The sequence below is a fragment of the Pseudomonas sp. D47 genome (assembly GCF_045447305.1).
Classification (GTDB): Bacteria; Pseudomonadota; Gammaproteobacteria; order Pseudomonadales; family Pseudomonadaceae; genus Aquipseudomonas.
Genome location: NZ_JBJGXU010000022.1, coordinates 62388 through 84269 on the forward strand (window position 1 = coordinate 62388; position 21882 = coordinate 84269).

The following is a 21882-nucleotide window of genomic DNA, read 5'->3' on the forward strand; positions in this document are numbered from 1 at the left end:
TCTGCAGTGAGCCCTATGAACGATCAACAACGCCTCGAACTCGAAGCTGCCGCCTTCCGCCGGCTGGTGGCGCACCTGGACAGCCGCAAGGATGTGCAGAACATCGACCTGATGAACCTCTCGGGCTTTTGCCGCAACTGTTTGTCCAAGTGGTACAAAGCCGAGGCCGACGAGCGCCACATCGAGCTGAGCCTCGATGACGCGCGTGAAGTGGTGTACGGCATGCCGTACGCCGAGTGGAAAGCCCAGTACCAGAAAGAAGCCAGCGCCGACCAACAGGCGGCGTTTGCCAAAGGAAAAACCCATGACTGACTTGAACACCCTGCGCGCCAGCCTCAACAGCGGCGAACACGTCTTTGCCGACACCTTGGCGTTTGTTGCCGCGGGTTACGACTACCAGCCGCAAGCCTTCACCAATGGCAACGTGGAAAACGCCGCCGGGCAGAACGAGGGCTCGTGCAAGACACTGGGCCTGGCGCTGCTGGAAGGCTTGAGCGATCAGGAAGCGCTGCTGGCGTTTGGTGAGCATTATCGGTCGGTGGTGGCTACACCGCAGGGCAGTGATCACGGCAATATTCGCGCGTTGATTGCGCAAGGTTTGGCTGGGGTTCAGTTTACTCAGCAGCCTTTGACTCGCCGCTGATTCAAATTGAAAACCGGTCAAGGTGGGAGCTGGCTTGCCTGCGATAGCGGCGTGTCAGCTGCCACAGTCATCGCGGGCAAACCCGACTCCCACAGTGATGGGGTTGACACTTCTGGGCTGCCGCGCTGATTAAATCGCAGACAAAAAAAACCGGCCTCTCAGCCGGTTTTTTTATTGCAACGGGTTTAGAACGAAGCGTCCTTCAAACCGTCGAGGTAACGCTCGGCATCCAGGGCCGCCATGCAGCCGGCGCCGGCCGAGGTGATCGCCTGGCGGTACACGTGGTCAGCCACGTCACCGGCGGCAAAGATGCCTTCGATGTTGGTCGCAGTGGCATTGCCTTCACGGCCGCCCTGCACCACCAGGTAGCCGTCTTTGGCTTCCAGCACGCCTGCGAACAGCGAGGTGTTCGGGGTGTGGCCGATGGCGATGAATACGCCGTCGACTTTCAGCTCGTCGAAGCTGCCGTCGTTGTTTTTCAGGCGGGCACCGGTCACGCCCATGTTGTCGCCCAGGACTTCGTCGAGGGTGGCGTTGAGCTTGAGGATGATTTTGCCTTCAGCAACACGGGCGTGCAGCTTGTCGATCAGGATCTTCTCGGCGCGGAAGGTCTCGCGGCGGTGAACCAAGGTCACGGTGCTGGCGATGTTGGCCAGGTACAGCGCCTCTTCCACCGCTGTGTTGCCGCCACCGACCACAGCCACCGGCTTGTTGCGGTAGAAGAAACCGTCGCAGGTCGCGCAGGCGGAAACACCTTTGCCCATGAACGCTTCTTCCGACGGCAGGCCCAGGTAACGGGCGCTGGCGCCGGTGGCGATGATCAGCGCGTCACAGGTGTACACGCCGTTGTCGCCAGTCAGGCTGTAAGGCTTTTTCGAGAAGTCGACTTGGTTGATGTGGTCGAAAACGATCTCGGTTTCAAAGCGCTCGGCGTGTTCTTTCATACGCTCCATCAGCACTGGGCCGGTCAGGCCGTGCACGTCGCCCGGCCAGTTGTCGACTTCAGTGGTGGTGGTCAGTTGACCGCCCGCCTGCATGCCGGTGATCAGCAGCGGCTTGAGGTTGGCCCGGGCAGCGTAGACAGCAGCGCTGTAACCGGCAGGGCCGGAACCGAGAATAATCACTCGCGAATGACGGGTATCAGACATGACTCACTCCTATCGACCACCCGGAAAACACAGGGCGGCTGGAATAAAAAAGGACCGCGAAGCACTTGGGGAAGGCTTGAACTCGCAGATCCTAAAAATAATGGGTGCAGCGTATCGAGGGGGGCAAGATTAAGGAAATACGGAATAACAATCCAGCTCATAGGTGGTCTCTATGCAGTACACCCGATTAATCGACGCCATTGTTGCTTAGATGTTACCGCTGATGTCGCCGCTTTCGCCCAGGATGCAAAGGCGGTAAGGTCGGCGCGTTCGTCATCCTGCTCGGAGTTCTCCATGCCCGCCCCTGCTCTTTCCGGCCCGCAATACCTGCGTGAAGGTCTCAAACTGGTGTTGAGCCCAGGCCTGCGCCTGTTTGTGTTGCTGCCGTTGGCGATCAACTTGGTGCTGTTCGTCGGCTTAATCTATTTCGCCGGCCATCAGTTCAGCCTGTGGGTCGACACCTTGATGCCGACGCTGCCTGGCTGGTTGAGTTTCCTAAGTTACATCCTGTGGCCGCTGTTTGTGGTGCTGGTGGTGCTGATGGTGTTTTTCACCTTCACCATGCTGGCCAATATCATCGCTGCACCGTTTAACGGTTTTCTCGCAGAAAAGGTTGAAGTGGTGGTGCGTGGCACCGACGACTTCCCCCCGTTCAGCTGGGGCGAACTGATGGCGATGGTGCCGCGCACCCTGGCGCGGGAAATGCGCAAACTGGGCTACTTCCTGCCACGCGCCATCGGCCTGTTTATCCTGTCGTTCATTCCGGTGGTCAACCTGATCGCCGCGCCGCTGTGGCTGCTGTTCGGCGTGTGGATGATGGCGATCCAGTACATCGACTACCCGGCCGACAACCACAAACTGGGCTGGAACGAAATGCTCGCCTGGCTGCGCCAGAAGCGCTGGCAGAGCATGAGCTTTGGCGGCATCGTTTACCTGGTGCTGCTGGTGCCGGTGGTCAACCTGCTGATGATGCCGGCGGCGGTGGCCGGGGCCACGCTGTTCTGGGTGCGCGAGCAAGGTGCTGAGGCAATGGCCGCGCCCAAGGTGACCCAGTCATAAATCCATCACGCCAATGACACAATGACGACATGGCCCACGGTGACACTGTGGGTCATGACGACAGCTTCGCTTCACATCACTCTGATTACCGAAACCTTCCCGCCAGAGATCAACGGGGTGGCCAATACCCTTGGCCGCCTGTGTGAAGGGTTGCGCGCGCGCGGCCATCAGGTCGAGCTGGTGCGCCCACGCCAGGGCAGCGATCAGAGCCGCCCCAGCGACGACGCACTGCTGCTGTGCCGTGGCTGGCCGCTGCCGGGCTACCCGGGCCTGCAATGGGGCCAGTCGTCGATGCACAAGTTGCTGCGACGCTGGACTCGCCAGCGCCCGGACGTGCTGTACATCGCCACCGAAGGGCCGTTGGGGCTGTCGGCGTTGCGCGCGGCACGGCGCCTGGGAATCAGCGTGGTCAGCGGTTTTCACACCAATTTTCAGCAGTATTCGAATCAATACGGCTTGAGCCTTCTCAGCCGCATGGTCACGCATTACCTGCGCTGGTTTCATAACCGTTCGACCTTGACCCTGGTTCCCAGCACCAGCCAGCGCCTGGAGCTTGAGCGTCGGAATTTCGAGCGCCTGGGGATGCTCTCACGCGGGGTCGACAGCCAGTTGTTCCACCCGGCCAAGCGCGATCACGCACTGCGTGAAAGCTGGGCGTTGAACAGTGAGCAAATCGCCGTGCTGCATGTAGGCCGATTGGCGCAAGAAAAGAACCTAGGGCTGCTCAAACGCTGCTTCGACGCCTTGCAAGACACCTATCCACTGCGCCAGATGAAACTGATCATCGTCGGCGATGGCCCGCAACGAGCGATGCTGGAAAAGGAACTGCCCGAGGCGATTTTCTGCGGCACTCTGCGCGGTGAAGAACTAGCCCGGCATTACGCGTCCGGTGACGTATTCCTGTTTCCCAGCCTGACCGAAACCTTCGGCAATGTGGTACTGGAAGCCATGGCTTCGGGCTTGGGGGTGGTGGCCTACGATCAGGCGGCCGCGACCCAGCATATTCGCCATGGCTACAACGGCGTGCTGGCGATGCCGGGGGATGAGGATGCGTTTTGCGATGCGGCCAATTGGCTGCTGGAGGATGCGGAGAGTCTGCGCCGCATGCGCTTGAATGCTCGCCAACACGCCAGCCGCCAGGGCTGGCCAGCAATTATCGAGCAGTTTGAAAACCAGTTACGCGGTGTGTGCGCAGAGCATTGTGTGATGCCAGCACAGCCTTACACGCCTTGAACGACAGCCGCTTAGTGGCGCCATAGCCATTATTCACTCAAGCATTACTTGATATTTAAATGAGGGAACGGCCAGCGGCGAATGCCCACTCACTGATACCTGCCGGCTCAGGCAGGCCCCTCAAATAAATGGAGATACAAAGATGGCTACTAATGGAGTGGGTGCACCCAATGGAACGGCGGAGTGGGCGCGTCAGCAACAATGGCTGGATCAATCTCGGGCAGAACCGCCAACCTACGACCAAGCCAAGCGAAAAGAAGGGCACAAGACCGACCACGGCCACGAGCTGAGGAAGACGCTGGAGTATTGAGTCACTGAAGCTATGCAACTCCCTGTGGCAATCACAGGGAGCTGAGCCCTTTACACCAGCGTCGTCAACGCCTCACGACTGAACGGCAAGATGTCGCCTTCACGACCTTCGCGCACCTTCAGCGCCCAATCCGGATCCACCAGCAAGGCACGGCCCACGGCGACCAAGTCGAACTCGTCGTTGTTCAGGCGTTCCAGCAGTTTTTCCAGGCTGGCGGGTTGCGCGACCTTGTCGGTGTTGACCATAAACTGCAGGAACTCCCCGTCCAAGCCGACGCTGCCGACAGTGATGGTCGGTTTGCCGGTGAGCTGACGGGTCCAGCCGGCCAGGTTGAGGTCGGAACCTTCGAATTCAGGCTCCCAGAAACGACGGGTGGAGCAGTGGAAAATATCCACACCGGCGTCAGACAGTGGCTGGAGAAACTCACCCAACGCCTCAGGGGTTTGCACCAGACGTGCGGTGTAGTCCTGCTGCTTCCACTGCGAGAAACGCAAGATGATCGGGAAGTCCGGGCCTACGGCGGCGCGGGTAGCCTGGATCAGCTCGATGGCAAAACGCGAGCGGTTGGCCAGGCTGCCGCCGTATTCGTCGGTGCGCTGGTTGGTGCCTTCCCAGAAGAACTGGTCGACCAGGTAACCGTGGGCGCCGTGGATCTCTACGCCGTCCATGCCGATGCTTTGAGCGTCCTTGGCGGCTTGGGCGAAGGCGTTGATCACGTCCTTAATGTCTTGGGTGGTCATGCCGTGAACGACCACATTGCCATCCTTGAGTTTTTCCATCGGGCCGTAGGCTGGCACGCTGGCGTCAGGCTCAGTGCCGATACGGCGTACGCTGCCCACGTGCCACAGTTGCGGGACGATCTTGCCGCCTTCGGCGTGCACCGCGTCGACCACTTTCTTCCAGCCGGCCAGCGCGGCCTCACCGTAAAAATGCGGGACGTTCGGGTAACCGTTGGAGGCCTGATGGCCGACCACGGTGCCTTCGGTGATGATCAGGCCCACGCCGGCGGCAGCGCGGCGACGGTAGTACTCGATGACTTTGGAATTGGGCACGCCACCCGGGGAGAACGAACGGGTCATCGGCGCCATGACCACGCGAGTGGACAGTTGCAGTGCACCGAGCTGGAAGGGTTTGAACAAAGCTTGGACAGGCATGGGAGCACTCCACGGGAAGATGTATTTATGATGTGGATAATATGGGCAGTGCGATGTGCTGGATAGCACTATTGATTCGGGTGATTAAGGGGTAAAAGCGAGACGCAGAAGGTCCGCAGAGACTTTCCCACGCAGAGCGTGGGAACGATCGGGCACGATTAGCTCAGGGCTTTTTCAATGGCCTGGACAATCGTCGGGTCATCCGGCGCTGTGCGCGGCGAGAAGCGCGCCAGTACTCGCCCGTCTTTGCCGAGCAGGAATTTCTCGAAGTTCCAGGTGATATCCCCAGGAAACTCAGCGCCCTCGCCCGCCAGCAGGCGATACAGCTGATGACGTTCCGGACCATTGACGTCGAGCTTGCTGCCCAACGGGAACGTCACGCCATAATTGAGGCTGCAAAATTCCCGGATCTCTTCCTCGGTGCCCGGCTCCTGGCCTGCAAACTGGTTGCACGGCAAGCCGAGTACGGTAAACCCCTGGCTCTTATACTGCTGATAGAGGTTTTCCAACGCCGCGTATTGCGGGGTCAAGCCACATTTGGAGGCCACATTGACCACCAGCACAACTTGCCCCTTGAAGGGCGCCAGCGGTAGCTCTTGACCGTCCAAAGCTTTGAGTTTCAGGTCGTGGAAAGCACTCATGACGAACTCCAGATATCCCATGTTCTTCGCGTTACAGCCGCTCGAGATTACAGACCGCGAGTCTGCAATCATAGTCGCCGATTACAAAACTCGCCTGCGAACTACTGAGCGGTCGGCCAAGGCAAAATCGGAATCGCTGTAACCGCGTTTTGCGGGCTGCCTTCGATCAAACGATCGCTGTAGACCAGGTAAACCAGGGTATTGCGCTTCTTGTCGAGGAAGCGAACCACCTGCATGGTCTTGAACACCAGCGAGGTACGCTCCTTGAACACTTCGTCGCCATCTTTGAGTTCGCCTTTAAAACGAATCGGCCCGACCTGACGGCAGGCAATCGAGGCCTCGGCACGGTCTTCGGCCAGCCCCAGCCCGCCCTTTACGCCGCCGGTCTTGGCGCGCGACAGGTAGCACGTCACGCCATCGACCTTGGGGTCATCAAACGCCTCGACCACAATTCGGTCGTTGGGGCCGACAAACTTGAACACTGTCGACACCTGGCCAATTTCTTCGGCCGAGGCCAGCAACGGCATGGCCAACAGCAGGCCGAGCAATCCCTTCATGACACGCATCGTTTATTACCTTTGTTTAAACCAGGATCAAGTTATCGCGGTGCACCAGTTCAGGCTCCGCCATATACCCCAACAGACTCACAATCGCATCAGACGACTGACCGATGATTTTCTGTGCTTCAAGGGCGCTGTAGTTGGCCAGGCCACGGGCGATCTCGCGACCGTCGGGCGCAACGCACACCACCATCTCGCCACGGCGGAAACTGCCCTGCACCAATTTGACGCCCACCGGCAGCAGGCTCTTGTTGCCTTGGGACAACGCCGACACGGCGCCATCATCGAGCACCAGCGTGCCACGGGTTTGCAGGTGCCCGGCCAGCCACTGCTTGCGCGCCGCCAGCATGCCGCGTTCCGGCGACAACAGCGTACCGATGCGCTCGCCGGCCTTGAGGCGATCCAGCACGCGCTCCAGGCGCCCACCGACGATGATGGTGTGCGCGCCGGAACGCGCGGCCAGGCGTGCCGCACGCAGCTTGGTCTGCATACCGCCACGGCCCAGTGCGCCGCCGACACTGCCGGCCACGGCGTCCAGCGCCGGGTCATCGGCGCGCGCTTCGTAGATCAACTGGGCATCGGGGTTGTTGCGCGGGTCGGCGTCGAACATGCCGTCGCGGTCGGTGAGGATCACCAGCAGGTCGGCTTCCACCAGGTTGGCCACCAGCGCGGCCAGGGTGTCGTTGTCGCCGAAGCGGATTTCGTCGGTGACCACGGTGTCGTTCTCGTTGATCACCGGGATGACCTTGAGCTCGACCAAAGCGCGCAAGGTGCTGCGGGCGTTGAGGTAGCGCTTGCGGTCGGACAGGTCGTCGTGGGTCAGCAGGATCTGCGCCGTGTGGCGTCCGTGCTCGGCAAAACTGGATTCCCAGGCTTGCACCAGGCCCATCTGGCCGATGGCGGCGGCGGCTTGCAGCTCGTGCATCGCGCTGGGTCGCGAGGTCCAGCCGAGGCGGCTCATACCGGCGGCAACTGCCCCGGACGACACCAGCACCAATTCGACACCGGCCTCATGCAAGGCCACCATCTGCTCGACCCACACGCTCATGGCTGCGCGATCCAGACCTTTACCATCCGCCGTCAGCAGCGCACTTCCGATCTTTACGACCCAGCGCTGCGCACCTGTCACTTTGCTCCGCATCATCTTCAACCTTAGTGAGAGGGCTGCGCGACCCAGCGCGACCCATAACGTTATTAGTGACTACGTAAATCCCAGATACCAAAACGCCGCTCCAGAGAGCGGCGTTTAAGTTTATCGCAACCGGTCAGTCGCGCACGTAAATGATTTCCGGACCGTCTTCATCATCCACATCTTCTTCGTCCCAGTCATCGTCGCCGATGTCATGGACCGACTTCACGCCGCTGCGGCGCAGGGCACGCTGGTCGTCCAGGGCCTGCAGCTGGGCACGGGCTTCGTCTTCGATCTGCTGATCGAGCTCGGCCAGTTCTGCCTTGAATACCGGGTCGGCCGCCAGGCGGTCGGCGCGGTCTTCCAGGTAGCGCATGATGTCGCGGGTCAGGCGCTCGGTGCCTTCTTTGGCGATGGCCGAGATCACGTAGACCGGACCTTCCCACTCCAGGCGGTCGACGATTTCCTTGACGCGCTCTTCGTGCTCTTCTTCCAGGATCTGGTCGCACTTGTTCAGCACCAACCAACGATCACGCTCGGCCAGGGCCGGGCTGAACTTGGTCAGTTCGCTGACGATCACTTCGGCGGCGTCCGGTGCACTGGTGTCATCCAGCGGCGCCATATCGACGAGGTGCAGCAGCAAACGGGTCCGCGACAAGTGCTTGAGGAAGCGAATCCCCAGGCCTGCGCCATCGGAAGCACCTTCGATCAGGCCGGGAATGTCGGCGATCACAAAGCTTTTCCAGCGGTCGACGCTGACCACGCCCAGGTTCGGCACCAGGGTGGTGAACGGGTAATCAGCGACTTTCGGCTTGGCGGCCGAGACCGAGCGGATGAAGGTACTTTTGCCGGCGTTCGGCAGGCCCAACAGGCCTACGTCTGCCAGTACTTTCATTTCCAGCTTGAGGTCACGCTGCTCGCCCGGCTTGCCCGGCGTGGTCTGGCGTGGAGCACGGTTGGTACTGGACTTGAATCGGGTGTTACCCAGACCGTGCCAGCCGCCCTGCACAACCATCAGCTTTTGGCCGGCCTTGGTCAGGTCTCCAATAACTTCCTGGGTGGCGGAGTCGATAATCGTGGTGCCGACCGGTACGCGCAGTACCATGTCTTCGCCTTTTTTACCGGTGCAGTCGGTGCTGCCGCCGTTGGAGCCACGCTCGGCATCGAAGTGCCGGGTGTAACGGTAGTCGACCAGGGTGTTGAGGTTTTCGTCGGCCATCATGTAGATGGAACCGCCGTCACCGCCGTCACCGCCGTTAGGGCCACCGTTTTCGATGAATTTTTCGCGACGGAAACTCATGCAACCGTTACCGCCGTCGCCTGCTTTTACTCGGATGGAAACTTCATCAACGAACTTCATAACAAAACGCCTCTCGTCGCATGGACGAGCTTAAGAAACCAAGACATAAGACTCTTGCAAAAATGAGCGCAGCGACCTCAAACAACAACCGCTTATCCAGCGCCTGAGCCCATCACAAACAGCTTTGCAAGAGACTCACTCCACAAACGAAAAAGCCCCGTCGCGAGACAGGGCTTTTCCAGCGATCGCGCAATTAAGCGGCGACAACGCTCACGTAACGGCGGTTGAACGCGCCTTTTACTTCAAACTTGATCACGCCTTCGATTTTAGCGAAGAGGGTGTGATCTTTACCCATGCCAACACCGTAACCGGCGTGGAATTGGGTGCCGCGCTGACGCACGATGATGTTGCCCGGAATGATTTTCTGGCCGCCATACATCTTAACGCCAAGGCGTTTGGCTTCTGAGTCGCGACCGTTACGGGTACTACCACCAGCTTTTTTGTGTGCCATGAGTCAATTCTCCTAGTGAGGAATTAGGCTGAAATTAAGCCTGAATACCGGTGATTTTGATCTCGGTGTACCACTGGCGGTGGCCCATACGCTTCATGTGGTGCTTACGACGACGGAACTTGATGATGCGGACTTTATCGTGACGACCTTGGGAGATCACTTCAGCCACAACGGTAGCGCCAGCAACAACTGGAGCGCCGATGTTCACGTCATCGCCATTGGCGACCAACAGAACGCGATCAAAGGTAACGGATTCGCCGGTAGCGATTTCCAGTTTTTCGATCTTCAGGTATTCACCTGGGGCGACCTTGTATTGCTTGCCACCAGTAACAATTACTGCGTACGACATGGTATTTCTCCGATAATCCTGCTCACCCAGCGCTTTATAAGAAGAGGTATTGGCTGGCATGGCTGCATGGGATGGACGTCCCGAATGCAATTGCGTAAGGCAGGTGCTGCCCAGGAAGTTCAGGGTGCGCGATTGTACGCAAGGTAAATGGGTGTTGCAAGAGGCCGTCTATCGCGCCTTGACACTCGAAGGCCTGGGTCCTAGCATGCCGCGCAACCCTTCTGGAGCGACTGTCGCTGATGCAACCCCAAGCTTTCTACCGCGCGGTCGCGGACGATTTTAGCGCCGTCGACGGCATCATCAAGCAGCAGCTGACGTCTAAAGTGCCGCTGGTCTCCAAAATTGGCGACTACATTACGTCGGCGGGCGGCAAACGCCTGCGTCCTTTATTAGTGTTGCTGTGTGGCAAAGCCCTGGGCCGCGAAGGCGATGACCTGCGCCTGCTGGCCGCCACAATCGAATTTCTGCACACCGCCACCCTGCTGCATGACGACGTGGTCGACATGTCCGGCATGCGCCGTGGCCGGGAAACCGCCAATGCCATGTGGGGCAACGCTCCCAGCGTGCTGGTGGGTGATTTCCTGTACTCGCGCTCGTTTGAAATGATGGTCGAACTGGGCTCGATGCCGGTGATGAAGATTCTTTCACAGGCCACCCGCATCATCGCCGAAGGCGAAGTGTTGCAACTGTCGAAGGTTCGCGACGCCAGCACCACCGAAGAAACCTACATGGAAGTGATTCGCGGCAAAACCGCGATGCTCTTCGAAGCCTCGACCCACAGCGCCGCCGCCTTGTGCGGTGCCACTGCCGAACAAGCAGAAGCCCTGCGCACCTTCGGTGATCACCTGGGCGTGGCATTCCAACTGGTCGACGACCTGCTCGACTACAAGGGCGACGCCGAAACCCTGGGCAAAAACGTCGGTGACGATTTGGCCGAAGGCAAACCGACCTTGCCACTGATCTACACCATGCGCGAAGGCACGCCGGAACAGGCCGCCTTGGTGCGCAAGGCGATCCAGAAAGGCGGGATCGAAGACTTGGAAGCCATCCGCGCAGCCGTCGAAGCCTCGGGCTCCCTGGAGTACACCGCGCAACTGGCGCGTGATTATGTAGCCCGAGCCATTAAGTGCCTGGAAGCCCTGCCTGCCAGCGAATACCGGGACGCCCTGGTTGAGCTGAGCGAATTCGCGGTCGCGCGTACGCACTGATTCGGCGCTGATTAATGTGGGAGCGGGCTTGCTCGCGAAGGTGGAGGATCAGTCAGCGATTTAGTCGCTGACACACCGCCTTCGCGAGCAAGCCCGCTCCGACATTTAGACCTTATTACCACTTCACGACCCCGCCCGCGCCACAAAACCCTATATAATGTGCGACTTTAGCCAATCCTGACTTTCAAGGAGCCTTAGTGAGCACGTTGCCACCCTGCCCAAAATGCAATTCCGAATACACCTACGAAGACGGCGCCCAGCTGATCTGCCCGGAATGCGCCCATGAGTGGTCCGCCAATGGCGAGGCCGAAGCAGCCGGCGATGAAACCGTGAAGAAAGACTCTGTAGGCAACGTCCTGCAGGACGGCGACACCATCACCGTGATCAAAGACCTCAAGGTCAAAGGTACGTCCCTGGTGGTCAAGGTCGGCACCAAGGTCAAGAATATCCGCCTGTGCGATGGCGATCACGATATCGATTGCAAGATCGACGGTATCGGCCCGATGAAACTCAAGTCCGAGTTCGTGCGCAAGGTCTGAACCTGCTGCATCCATCCCGCGCCCGCCGCGGGATGGCGTTTTGCCCTCTCCGTTGATCGAACACAATATCCACACAGAAAAACCCAGAAATCGCCAATAGACACTTGCTATTCTACGAATAAGAATTATTCTCATTGAAACCCATCGAGGAGAACCACTCATGACTTATTTGATAGATGCCTGGCTGGACCGCCCACACCCTTACCTGCGAATCCTGCATCGGGAAACCGGGGAAGTCTGTGCTGTGCTGGAAGAAGAAGCGCTGAATGAACTGCAGGATCAGGGCGACCTGGACGTCAACGGCCTGAGTTCCAGTGAGCCTGGGGTGCTCAAGGAAGTGGTGCGTAATTTGTTTCTGTTCTGCTATGCCCGAGCGTTGCGCCCGGCCACGGAGCTCAATGGCAAGTTCCATCCATGAACGACCACGCAAAACCTGAATGCACCGGCTCTATGTGGGAGCCAGGCTTGCCCGCGATATAGACGACTCGGTCAAACCTGCTACCGAGGTGATGCTATCGCAGGCAAGCCAGCTCCCACATGAAGCCGACGCCAGTGCTACCAGGTCTTACAGTACGTCGAGCAGCTCGACGTCGAACACCAGAACGCTGTGCGGCGGGATGCTGCCAACGCCTTGAGCGCCGTAAGCCAGTTCGCTCGGCACGTACAGACGCCATTTGCTGCCGGCATTCATCAGTTGCAGGGCTTCGGTCCAGCCAGCGATCACGCCGCCAACCGGGAATTCTGCAGGCTGGCCGCGCTCGTAGGAGCTGTCGAACACAGTGCCGTCGATCAGGGTGCCGTGGTAGTGGGTACGCACTTGGTCTTCACGGCTCGGCTTGGCGCCTGTACCTGCAGTCAGCACTTCAAATTGCAGGCCGGAAGCCAGGGTGGTGATGCCATCACGCTTGGCGTTTTCAGCCAGGAAGGCAAGGCCAGCGCCGGCAGCGGCTTCAGCCTTGGCAGCCGCTTCGGCTTGCATGATTTCGCGGATAACTTTGAAGCTGGCCGCCATCTGCTCTTGGTCAACGCGGCTTGGCTTGCCGTCGAACGCGTCGGTCAGGCCGGCCAGGATGGCGTCAATGCTTACGCCCGGTGGCGGGTTGTCGCGCAGTTGGTCGCCCAACTGACGGCCGATACCGTAGCTGACGCGGGTTTCGTCGGTGGACAGATTAACTTCGGACATGAAGAGGCTCCGCTGTAGGGCAGCACGGTGTCCCGTGCCATCCAAAACTAAAAGGGCCAGCAGACTAGCACACAAGACCGGCCTCTTATCAGCCCCCTGCCCCGGCTACCAGAGTGCCAGGTCGTAAGTCAGGTAGAGCCGATAGTTGTCTCGGTCGCTGGCATAAGTCGAGCGGTAGGTCGCTTTGCGCAACTCCACACCCAGGCCTTTAAACGTGCTGCTCTGAACCACGTAGCGCAGATTGGTATCGGACTCCCATTCGCGCGCCTCACGCCCTTTGTAGTCGCCGTTTTGCCCCTTGTAATAACGGGTCATGAAACTCAAGCCCGGCAATACTGCGGCGAAATCGTAGTCGTAGCGCAGCATCCAGGTTTGCTCACCGGCCTGGATGAACTTGCCCACGCCGGCGTTACTGAAGGAGTACACGGTCGACACACTGGCATAAGGCAATGCCGTTTCGCCGCTGACCTTCTGATAACCGACGCCCAACGCCTGCGCGCCCAGGCGATAGGTGAACAGCCCGGTGAACATGTCACTGTCGACCTTGCCGTTACGCGCCGCCCCCGCCTCGTCACTCATGAAGTAGCGCAAGTCGCTGGTCAGCGTGCCACTGCCCACCGGCTGTTTATGCACAAGGCCGAAGAATTGCTGGCGATAGAACTCACGCAGTTCACCGTAATACCAGGTGCCACTCAGGCGCGGAGTGAAAGCATAAGTGGCGCCGGCGAAATCGAAGTCGCTGCCTTTTTTGCCGCTGTAGCCCTGTGGGTAAATAGCCACACTGTCGGTGGAGTTTCGCTGCTTGAATTTATCCAGGTGACCGGTGTGCAGGTACAGGTTGCGTATACCGGTGTATTCCAGTTGGGTGCCTTGGAAGGTCTGTGGCAACAGGCGCCCATCGTTGTGCACCAACACCGGAATCTTCGGCAGCAACGTGCCGGTTTTCACCACGGCATCGCCCCAGCGTATCTTCGCGGTGACGCCCAGGCTTGAGAACTCGCTGGCCGCGTGACCGTCGTCGTGCACCGGCAACAGACCGGTACCGGCGTGGGTGGGGCTGGAGTCCAGCCGCAGCCCTGACAACCCCAACGCATCGAGGCCAAAGCCCACCGTGCCCTCGGTGTAACCCGACTGCAGGTTGAGCAGAAAGCCTTGCGCCCACTCCCTGCGATCGTCGCCGCCGTCGCGGTAATCGTCGTTGAAGTAGAAGTTGCGCAAGGTCAATCGCCCCTGGGAATCCTCCCAGAAACCTTGGGCCAGCAACGCCGGTGACAGGCTCGCCACCAAGCCCGCCGAAGCGATTTTGCCCCTCGTGAAAAACGCTCGCATAGCTGTTTCCTCAATGCCTGTTGTGGTTTTTTTATGGGCAGTTGCACCGCGCGACACACTGGACGACACGTCGCGTTGGAGCGGACACTAACGGCTCGTCCAAAGCCCCACAATGTTATGCGAGATGCGCATCAGGCTATGCGCAACGCACCGCTCGCCCCTCGCAACCGACAGGAAAACCACGGTGAATCTCAAGCAGCTCGAAGCCTTCAAGGCGATCATGTCCACCGGCTCGACCATCGGCGCAGCAACGCGCATGGGCTTGTCGCAATCGGCGGTCAGCCGCCTCTTGAGCCAACTGGAAGAGGCATTAGGTTTCGCATTGTTTCTGCGCAAAAAAGGTCGCCTGATGGCCACCGCAGAAGCGGAAGAGTTGCTGACCGAAGTCGCCGGCCTGGTAGACGGCATGCAGCGCATCCAACGCTTGGCCGACGAGATGCGCGTGGGCCGCTCGCGCAAGAGCCTGCTCAAGGTCGGCGTGCCTACCAGCATGACCCAGGAGCTGTTGCCACGGATCGTCGCGGATTTTCTCAAGAGCCATGACGACATCGTTGTCGAGTTGCTGACCGGCTCTTACGACATGATCGAGCGCGCCGTACTCGACCGCTCCGCCGACCTGGGCTTTGTGCGCTTGCCGACGGAAATCGCCGATTTCGACATCGAACCCGTGCTGGAAACCGAGGGCGTCTGCGTGATGCCCCTCGACCATCCATTGACCCGTCACACGTGTATCGAGGTGCAACACCTGCGCAATGTGCCGCTGGTGATGCTGGGCCGACAACGCGCGTTGCGGGCAGAGCTGAACCAAGTGTTTCGCGCCGCCAACCTCACACCACAAGTGCGCGTCGAAGTGCACTCCGTGGGGGCGGCCTGCAGTTTTGTCGCTGAAGGCCTGGGCGTGTCGATCGTCAACGGCTTGCTCGCCAGCCACTTCCTGCATTTGCCAATCGTGACCCGGCCTTTTCGCCCGGCGCTGCCCTACTCGTTCGGCCTGGCCTATCGCGCCAATGAGCCACGCCCACCGCTGGTAGTCGCGTTTGCCGAGCACCTCAAACAGCGCTTGAACGCACAAAACGCATAGCCCGACCCGCCCTGCGCATAACGTTGTCGGCGCAAAAACTTTGCCCTAGTGTCCGCTCCACACGCGTCACTCCCCCATAACAAAAACGGCGAACGCCGGGGCAGCCAGCATGAGCGAATCACAGATCACCCCCACCCAGGCGGTGGCGGAAAAACCCACGCAACGCAAACAGATCAACCCGGCCATCATCCTGCTGAGCATTGTCTTGCTCGCCGTGGCGTTTACCTACGCGGTGAACTCGGGCAAATTCGAGCGCCAGAACGGCCTGGTGGTACCGGGCTCCTATCACGTGCTGGAAAAGCACGACGCCCTGGGCCAACTGTTCTCACTGGAGCCGCGCAAGGCCAGCGATACGGTGGCCCGCCCGGTGTCACTGGTGGAAGGCTTCATGGCCATTCCCCAAGGCATCGAGAAACGTGCGGCATTGATTTTCATGGTGCTGTTCATCGGCGGCATGTTCGGCGTGCTTAACAAGGCCGGCGTGATTGACGCCGGGCTGGAGCGCCTGCTGGGGCTGACCCGAGGCAACATCTACGTACTGGTGCCGAGCCTGATGCTGGTGTTCTCCGCCGGCAGTACCTTTATGGGGCTGGCTAAGGAATTCATCCTGATCGTGCCGCTGATGGTCGCCATGGCCAATCGGCTGGGGCTGTCGAACCTGATCGGGCTGGCCATCGTCACCATCTCGGTGAAGATCGGCTACCTGGCGTCGATCTCCAATCCAGTGGCGCTCTCCGTCGCCCAGCCGATGGTCGGGCTGCCGATATTCAGTGGGCTGAGCATGCGCGTGCTTGCCTACTGCACTTTCCTGCTGGTGGGCATTGCCTTCGTGCTGTGGAGTATTCGCAAGCACGGTTTCGATGCGACGGCGCAGATCACGTTCGAGCGCAAACCACTGCCTACGCGCCACCTGATCAACCTGATCGTGCTGCTGACAGGTATCGGCTTTTTGGTCTACGCCTCCAACCGCTGGGCCTGGAAATACCATGAGCTGTCGGCGTTTTATCTGCTGCTGACGGTGGCTTTCAGTGTGATCGCCGGGTTGGGTGCGAGTGTCGCCGCCAGTGCCTTTGTCGATGGCATGAAAAAAGTGCTGATTGCCGGCGTGCTGATCGGCCTGGCCACCGCCGTGGAGATCATCCTCAGTACCGGCCAGGTGCTGGACACCATCGTCAACAGCCTGGCCAATCTGGTGGGCGACCATGGCCCGATTGTGTCGGCCTACGGCATGTTCTTCGCGCAATTGGGCTTGGATGTGCTGATCCCGTCCACCTCGGGCCAGGCCGCCGTGACCATGCCGATCTTCGGCCCGTTGGGCCAACTGTCCGGCGTCAGCCCGCAGACCACGGTGTTCGCGTTTTTGATGGGTAATGGCCTGACCAACATGATCACCCCAACCTCCAGCGGCCTGCTGGTGCTGCTGGCAACGGCCAATGTCGGCTGGGGCCAATGGGCACGCTACATCCTGCCACTGTTCTTGATCTACACCGTGCTGGCGATGGCGTTACTGGCCATTGCGGTCACGAGCGGGTACTGAGTCGATGAGTGTTTTCCCTATGCAAACCCTGCACAACCAAATGATCGCGATGCGCGATGGCATCCACCTGGCCACCGATATCTACTTGCCGGCAGACGGCGAAGGCCCGTTCCCGGTGGTCATCGAGCGCACGCCCTACGACAAGAGCAAGCCCTCGCGCTCGGAGAAACAGCTCGACGGCCAACACATCTCCCGCGAACAGATGGCGACGCGTTTTACTGAACAAGGCTTTGTCGCCATCTTCCAGGACTGCCGTGGGCGCTACGCGTCCGAAGGGCTGTTCACCAAATACACCGCCGAAGGTGAAGACGGTTTTGACACCTTGGCCTGGATCGTCCAGCAACCCTGGTGCAACGGCAACGTCGGCAGCATGGGCCTGTCTTACGCCGCCCATACCCAACTGGCGATGGCCTGCCTGCGCCCACCGGGCTTGAGCAGCATGGTGCTGGACAGTGGCGGATTCGCCAACGCCTACCAGTGCGGGATCCGCCAAGGTGGTGCATTTGAACTCAAGCAGGCCACCTGGGCCTTTCGCCAGGCCAAGGAGAGCCCGGCAGCACTGGCCGATCCGCAGGTTCGCCTGGCGCTGGAGCAGGAAGATATTCATCAGTGGTTTACGCGTATGCCGTGGCAGCCCGGCCAGTCTCCGTTGCGCCATGTGCCGGAGTACGAAGCCTACGTGCTTGACCAATGGGCCCAGGGCACCTTCAGCGAATACTGGCAGAAGTCCGGTATCTACGCCGAAGGCCACTACTCACAGTTGCCGGATATTCCAGTGCTGTTCATGTCCAGCTGGTACGACGCTTACGTCAGCTCCACCCTGGCCAACTACACCGCCTTCAGGCAAAACGGCACGGCACACCAGCGGCTGATCATGGGCCCCTGGCTGCATGGCGATCGCAACATCAGCCACAGCGGCGACGTGGAGTTCGGCCCTGCGGCCGTGTTCGATGGCCAGGTCGATCACGACTGGCTGAGTTGCCGCCTGGCGTGGTTCGAGCAAACCCTCAAGCCTTCGCCGCCGGCCACCGCGGCCAGTGTTCACGTGTTTCTGATGGGCGGTGGCAGTGGCAATCGTGACCAAAACGGTCGCCTGGACCACGGTGGCCGCTGGCTGCAATCAACGCAATGGCCACTGCCAGGCAGCCAGCCATTGACCTTGTACTTGAATGCGCAAAAGCAGCTGACGCGTGGCGCGCCCGAAGGCGTCGACGCGCACTTGAGTTACTTCGCCGACCCCGCAAAGCCGGTCCCGACCCTCGGCGGGGCGCTAACTTCCGGCGCCCCGATTTTTGTGGGCGGTGCTTTCGATCAACGTGAGCGCGCCGATTTCTTCGGCACCCGAGGCGACAACTGCCCACTCAGCGAACGCGATGACGTGCTGAGCTTTCAGACCGAGCCACTCGAGGCAGACCTGATTGTCGCCGGTAGCGTACAGATCGAGTTGTGGATCGACAGCGATGCGCCCGACACCGATTTCACCGCCAAGCTGATCGACGTGTATCCACCGAGCGCCGACTACCCCGATGGCTTTGCGATGAATATTACCGATGGCATCCACCGCTGCCGCTATCGCGGATCCTGGGAGCAGCCGACGTTCCTCACACGCGGTAAGCGAGTAAAAGTACTGATCGAGCCCTTCGCCACCTGCAACCTGTTCAAACGCGGCCATCGCCTGCGCCTGGACATCTCCAGTAGCAATTTCCCGCGCTTTGACGTCAACCCCAACAGTGGCGAACCTTCAGGCCAGGCCAACCACCCGCGGGTCGCACATAACACCGTGCACATGAGCCCCGGTGCCACGTCTTGTCTGAGGCTGACCGTCGTGCCCAACGCCTCGGCACTGTGAGCCCGAAGGGTCGCCATTGCCACACGGCGATGGCGACCCCTCGTCACACCCGTAAGAAAAGTACTTCAGAATCATCGCTTGCCGCCGATACAGCGCTACACACAATTGGCTGGCTCAAACAACAACACCGTCCAGCAGACAGACATCACTCTTGCGGAGCATTCGATGAATAGCTGGTTCGGCAACATCAGCGTCAACCTCAAACTCGGCCTGGGCTTCGGCCTGGTGCTGGTCCTCACCTCGATCCTGGCCCTGACGGGCTGGACCAGCCTGGGCAGCCTGATCGACCGTAGCAACTGGATGAGCGACATCACCCAGCTCAACGCCTCGCTGACCAAGCTACGCATCGTGCGTTTGCAATACATGCTGGCCAACGGCGACGAAGCCGTGGCGCAGAACGTACAAACCAGCCTCGACGCCTTCGCCGCCCAGCAACAGACGCTGCTGGACAGCTTCAATAGCCCGGAAAACCGCAAGCTGCTCACCGACCAGAAAGCCGTCATCACCGCTTACCAACAGTCGCTGAACAAAATGCGCGAGGCCTACCGTAACGGCAACGCCGCGCGCCAGGTCATGGGCGACAAGGCCGACATCGCCAACGCCCAGATCGACGCCCTGGAAACCAATGTGCAGCAGATGCCCGACAGCCCGGAGCGCTTCACCCAGTACCAAGCCGTCACTCACGCCAAAGAAGAATTCCAGTTGGGCCGCTACGAAGTGCGCGGTTACACCAATAGTCCCAGTGCAGAGACCGAAGCCCGCGCCGCGGCACAGATCGAAAAAGCCATCAGTGGTTTGAAAAATCTCAGCGCCGCATTCGGCACCAGCCAACAAAGCGCATTGACCTCACTGGAAACGGCACTCGGCGCCTATCGCAGCGCCGTACAAAGCTACAAGGCGGCCAACGCCAACATCGTCAGCGCACGCGCCGAAATGACCACCCAAGGTGCGGATATCGTCACCATCAGCGACAAGCTGTACGACATCCAGCTCGAACGCCGTGACGTTGAAAGCGCCCAGGCCCGTAGCCTACAACTGATCAGCACGTTGCTGGCTTTGCTGGTCGGCATCATTGCTGCCTGGGTAATTACCCGCCAGATCACTCGCCCGATCCAGGAAACCCTGGCCGTGGTGGAGCGCATTGCCTCCGGCGACCTGAGCCACAACATCCAAGTGACCCGTCGTGATGAACTGGGCGTGTTGCAACAAGGCATCCAGCGCATGGGCACCACCCTGCGTGAATTGATCAGCGGTATTCGCGACGGCGTGACCCAGATCGCCAGCGCTGCCGAAGAGCTGTCGGCCGTCACCGAGCAGACCAGTGCCGGCGTCAACAGCCAGAAGATCGAGACCGATCAAGTCGCCACGGCGATGCACGAAATGACTGCCACCGTGCAGGAAGTCGCACGCAATGCTGAACAAGCATCGCTGGCCGCTGCCGATGCCGATGGCCAAGCCCGCGCGGGCGACAAAGTGGTGGCCGAGGCCATCGCCCAGATCGAACGCCTGGCCGCTGAAGTGGCGCGCTCCACCGACGCCATGACGCACCTGCAACAAGAGAGCAACAAGATCGGCAGCGTGATGGATGTGATCAAGGCCGTGGCCGAGCAGACCAACCTGCTGGCGCTCAACGCCGCGATTGAAGCGGCGCGTGCCGGTGAAGCCGGTCGTGGGTTTGCCGTGGTCGCCGACGAAGTCCGTGGCCTGGCCCAACGCACCCAAAAATCCACCGAAGAAATCGAAGGCCTGGTGGCGGGTTTGCAGAACGGCACCCAACAAGTGGCCACTGTGATGAACAACAGCCGCAGCCTCACCGACAGCAGCGTCGAACTGACGCGCAAGGCGGGTGTGTCACTGGAAAACATCACCCGTACGGTGTCGAACATCCAGTCGATGAACCAGCAGATTGCTGCGGCGGCCGAGCAGCAAAGCGCCGTGGCTGAAGAGATCAGCCGCAGCATTGTGAACGTGCGTGATGTGTCGGAGCAGACCGCAACGGCAAGTGACGAGACGGCGAAGTCGAGTGTGGAACTGGCGCGTTTGGGCAGCCAGTTGCAGCAGATGGTCAGTCATTTCCGGGTTTAAAAAACCAAAAAGCCGCCTCGATTTAAGCCGAGGCGGCGCCACGTCTCAGACCTTACAGGTCATCAAAGCTGTCCCGCAGGAATGTCCACACGTGATAAACACGCAGGGCATTCACTACGAGGTTCCACGTACGTCGTGCAAACTTCGACATACTCGGCCCTCCTTGAGTTGGGCCTTACCTCCTGCGCACTTACCGGAACACGTGAGCCTTCAGACGCAGGTCGATGCGTCCTTTGAGGTGGCCGGGCTAATGGCCCTTCCGCATCAATCCGGCACGGATTACTAGCCCGTGGCGGTCGGTCCAGAATTCGCGCGCATACCCGGCTCACCTAAAAAGCGACAAACGCAGAACGGGGAAGATCCTAACCAACCTTCCCGTCTAAGGTGTGTCGAGCAGTGGTCAAATATCCAGTATCGCCTGATAGATTCATCGCAAGCTTTTGCAGTCAAATCAAGCAAGAGAAAGGATGCCTAAAGTAACCATGCCGGCCATCATTCCGTCTTGCGTGATGACATGACCAACGGTAGTATCCAACTGCGGGTCGATGCGTCTTTTGAGATAGCAACCCCAGCCGCAAACTGGGTTTGCAATAAAAAACCGCCCTACTAAGGCGGTTTTTTATTGCCTGCAATTTACCCATCAGCCCTCGCCTTCCTCAACAAACACCAGCCGATTCCCAAACGGATCACTGATGCTCATCTCCCGCGACCCCCACGGCGTTTCCTCAACCCCGGGCTTGGCATAACGGTAATCTTTGGCCAGCAACTGCTGCTGATACGCGTCCACCTCTTGCGCCTGAATCCGCACCGCCGACCCCGGCGAAGCATCGCCATGATGCTCGGACAAATGCAGCACACATTCGCCCAACGACACCTGCAAATACAACGGAAAATTCGCCTCGAAGCGATGCTGCCAGTCGACCTTGAACCCGAGGAAGTCGACGTAGAATTCCAACGCTTTGACCTCGTCGAAAATCCGCAAAATGGGGGTGACTTTTCCTAAGTGCATGGCGACAGCTCCGTGTATGAAAGCG

At 59.8% G+C, this 21882-nt stretch carries 22 protein-coding genes and 2 pseudogenes; 13 read left to right on the top strand and 11 right to left on the bottom strand.

Going from position 1 to position 21882, the window contains the following annotated elements; all coding sequences use genetic code 11:
* Positions 1–15 precede the first annotated feature (15 nt).
* Positions 16–312 (top strand): DUF1244 domain-containing protein, encoded by a 297-nt coding sequence (locus tag ACI77I_RS16480; RefSeq protein WP_065908484.1) that lies wholly within the window; start codon positions 16–18, stop codon positions 310–312.
* A complete protein-coding gene (locus tag ACI77I_RS16485) occupies positions 305–643 on the top strand; it encodes a HopJ type III effector protein (protein WP_094949359.1) in 339 nt (112 codons plus the stop codon). Before ACI77I_RS16480 ends, ACI77I_RS16485 begins: the two co-directional genes overlap by 8 nt.
* Before the next feature lie 185 nt (positions 644–828).
* Here ACI77I_RS16485 and trxB read toward each other — a convergent pair whose 3' ends face one another.
* Positions 829–1791, bottom strand: a complete 963-nt coding sequence (gene trxB / locus ACI77I_RS16490) for a thioredoxin-disulfide reductase (protein WP_094949358.1) — start codon at positions 1789–1791, stop codon at positions 829–831.
* Positions 1792–2085: 294 nt separating this feature from the next.
* Between trxB and cysZ the strand changes: the two genes are divergently transcribed.
* From cysZ to ACI77I_RS16505, 3 genes are all read left to right on the top strand, one after another.
* Positions 2086–2850 (top strand): sulfate transporter CysZ, encoded by a 765-nt coding sequence (cysZ, locus tag ACI77I_RS16495; RefSeq protein ID WP_094949357.1) that lies wholly within the window; start codon positions 2086–2088, stop codon positions 2848–2850.
* 54 nt (positions 2851–2904) lie between these two features.
* Positions 2905–4083 (top strand): glycosyltransferase family 1 protein, encoded by a 1179-nt coding sequence (locus ACI77I_RS16500; protein WP_094949356.1) that lies wholly within the window; start codon positions 2905–2907, stop codon positions 4081–4083.
* A gap of 142 nt (positions 4084–4225) precedes the next feature.
* Positions 4226–4393, top strand: coding sequence for a hypothetical protein (locus tag ACI77I_RS16505; protein ID WP_406997982.1), 168 nt, complete (start codon positions 4226–4228; stop codon positions 4391–4393).
* A 50-nt stretch (positions 4394–4443) separates the two neighbouring features.
* Here ACI77I_RS16505 and ACI77I_RS16510 read toward each other — a convergent pair whose 3' ends face one another.
* The 7 genes from ACI77I_RS16510 to rplU form a co-directional block, all read right to left on the bottom strand.
* Positions 4444–5547: an NADH:flavin oxidoreductase gene (locus tag ACI77I_RS16510; protein ID WP_406979615.1), complete on the bottom strand. Its 1104-nt coding sequence runs from the start codon at positions 5545–5547 to the stop codon at positions 4444–4446.
* A gap of 158 nt (positions 5548–5705) precedes the next feature.
* Positions 5706–6188, bottom strand: a complete 483-nt coding sequence (locus ACI77I_RS16515; RefSeq protein ID WP_242152479.1) for a glutathione peroxidase — start codon at positions 6186–6188, stop codon at positions 5706–5708.
* 101 nt (positions 6189–6289) lie between these two features.
* Complete coding sequence (locus ACI77I_RS16520; RefSeq protein ID WP_015885841.1) at positions 6290–6754, bottom strand: CreA family protein; 465 nt, start codon at positions 6752–6754, stop codon at positions 6290–6292.
* A 16-nt stretch (positions 6755–6770) separates the two neighbouring features.
* Positions 6771–7889, bottom strand: a complete 1119-nt coding sequence (gene proB / locus ACI77I_RS16525) for a glutamate 5-kinase (protein WP_094949353.1) — start codon at positions 7887–7889, stop codon at positions 6771–6773.
* Between the two features lie 124 nt (positions 7890–8013).
* Positions 8014–9237 (bottom strand): Obg family GTPase CgtA, encoded by a 1224-nt coding sequence (gene cgtA, locus ACI77I_RS16530; protein ID WP_094949352.1) that lies wholly within the window; start codon positions 9235–9237, stop codon positions 8014–8016.
* Between the two features lie 193 nt (positions 9238–9430).
* The gene (gene rpmA, locus ACI77I_RS16535) at positions 9431–9688 is read right to left on the bottom strand and encodes a 50S ribosomal protein L27 (protein WP_003176049.1); all 258 of its coding nucleotides are present in this window, start codon (positions 9686–9688) and stop codon (positions 9431–9433) included.
* Positions 9689–9722: 34 nt separating this feature from the next.
* Positions 9723–10037, bottom strand: coding sequence for a 50S ribosomal protein L21 (rplU, locus tag ACI77I_RS16540; RefSeq protein ID WP_003176051.1), 315 nt, complete (start codon positions 10035–10037; stop codon positions 9723–9725).
* Positions 10038–10276: 239 nt separating this feature from the next.
* On the opposite strand from rplU, the gene ACI77I_RS16545 reads away from it, so the two are divergent.
* The 3 genes from ACI77I_RS16545 (at position 10277) to ACI77I_RS16555 (ending at position 12202) form a co-directional block, all read left to right on the top strand.
* On the top strand, positions 10277–11245 hold the full coding sequence (locus ACI77I_RS16545; RefSeq protein ID WP_057724030.1) for a polyprenyl synthetase family protein: 969 nt from the start codon (positions 10277–10279) through the stop codon (positions 11243–11245).
* Positions 11246–11442: 197 nt separating this feature from the next.
* Entirely contained in the window at positions 11443–11784 is a 342-nt protein-coding gene (locus ACI77I_RS16550) for a zinc ribbon domain-containing protein YjdM (RefSeq protein WP_017254008.1), read from the top strand.
* A gap of 160 nt (positions 11785–11944) precedes the next feature.
* Complete coding sequence (locus tag ACI77I_RS16555) at positions 11945–12202, top strand: hypothetical protein (RefSeq protein WP_003194088.1); 258 nt, start codon at positions 11945–11947, stop codon at positions 12200–12202.
* 147 nt (positions 12203–12349) lie between these two features.
* On the opposite strand, the gene ACI77I_RS16560 is transcribed toward ACI77I_RS16555, so the two are convergent.
* Complete coding sequence (locus ACI77I_RS16560) at positions 12350–12967, bottom strand: FKBP-type peptidyl-prolyl cis-trans isomerase (protein ID WP_094949351.1); 618 nt, start codon at positions 12965–12967, stop codon at positions 12350–12352.
* Positions 12968–13072: 105 nt separating this feature from the next.
* A complete protein-coding gene (locus ACI77I_RS16565; protein WP_094949350.1) occupies positions 13073–14296 on the bottom strand; it encodes an OprD family porin in 1224 nt (407 codons plus the stop codon).
* Between the two features lie 184 nt (positions 14297–14480).
* On the opposite strand from ACI77I_RS16565, the gene ACI77I_RS16570 reads away from it, so the two are divergent.
* The 5 genes and pseudogenes from ACI77I_RS16570 to ACI77I_RS16590 form a co-directional block, all read left to right on the top strand.
* Complete coding sequence (locus ACI77I_RS16570) at positions 14481–15377, top strand: LysR family transcriptional regulator (RefSeq protein WP_094949349.1); 897 nt, start codon at positions 14481–14483, stop codon at positions 15375–15377.
* A gap of 109 nt (positions 15378–15486) precedes the next feature.
* Positions 15487–16914 (top strand): YfcC family protein, encoded by a 1428-nt coding sequence (locus ACI77I_RS16575; RefSeq protein ID WP_263273984.1) that lies wholly within the window; start codon positions 15487–15489, stop codon positions 16912–16914.
* Positions 16915–16933: 19 nt separating this feature from the next.
* On the top strand, positions 16934–18763 hold the full coding sequence (locus tag ACI77I_RS16580; RefSeq protein WP_406997986.1) for a CocE/NonD family hydrolase: 1830 nt from the start codon (positions 16934–16936) through the stop codon (positions 18761–18763).
* A gap of 165 nt (positions 18764–18928) precedes the next feature.
* Positions 18929–19993 (top strand): annotated as a pseudogene (locus ACI77I_RS16585) (methyl-accepting chemotaxis protein); the annotation flags it as partial.
* A 261-nt stretch (positions 19994–20254) separates the two neighbouring features.
* Positions 20255–20848, top strand: a pseudogene (locus ACI77I_RS16590) (methyl-accepting chemotaxis protein); the annotation flags it as partial.
* Between the two features lie 640 nt (positions 20849–21488).
* Here the strand turns inward: ACI77I_RS16590 and ACI77I_RS16595 are convergent.
* Positions 21489–21857, bottom strand: a complete 369-nt coding sequence (locus tag ACI77I_RS16595) for a glyoxalase superfamily protein (RefSeq protein ID WP_094949345.1) — start codon at positions 21855–21857, stop codon at positions 21489–21491.
* Positions 21858–21882: the final 25 nt, after the last annotated feature.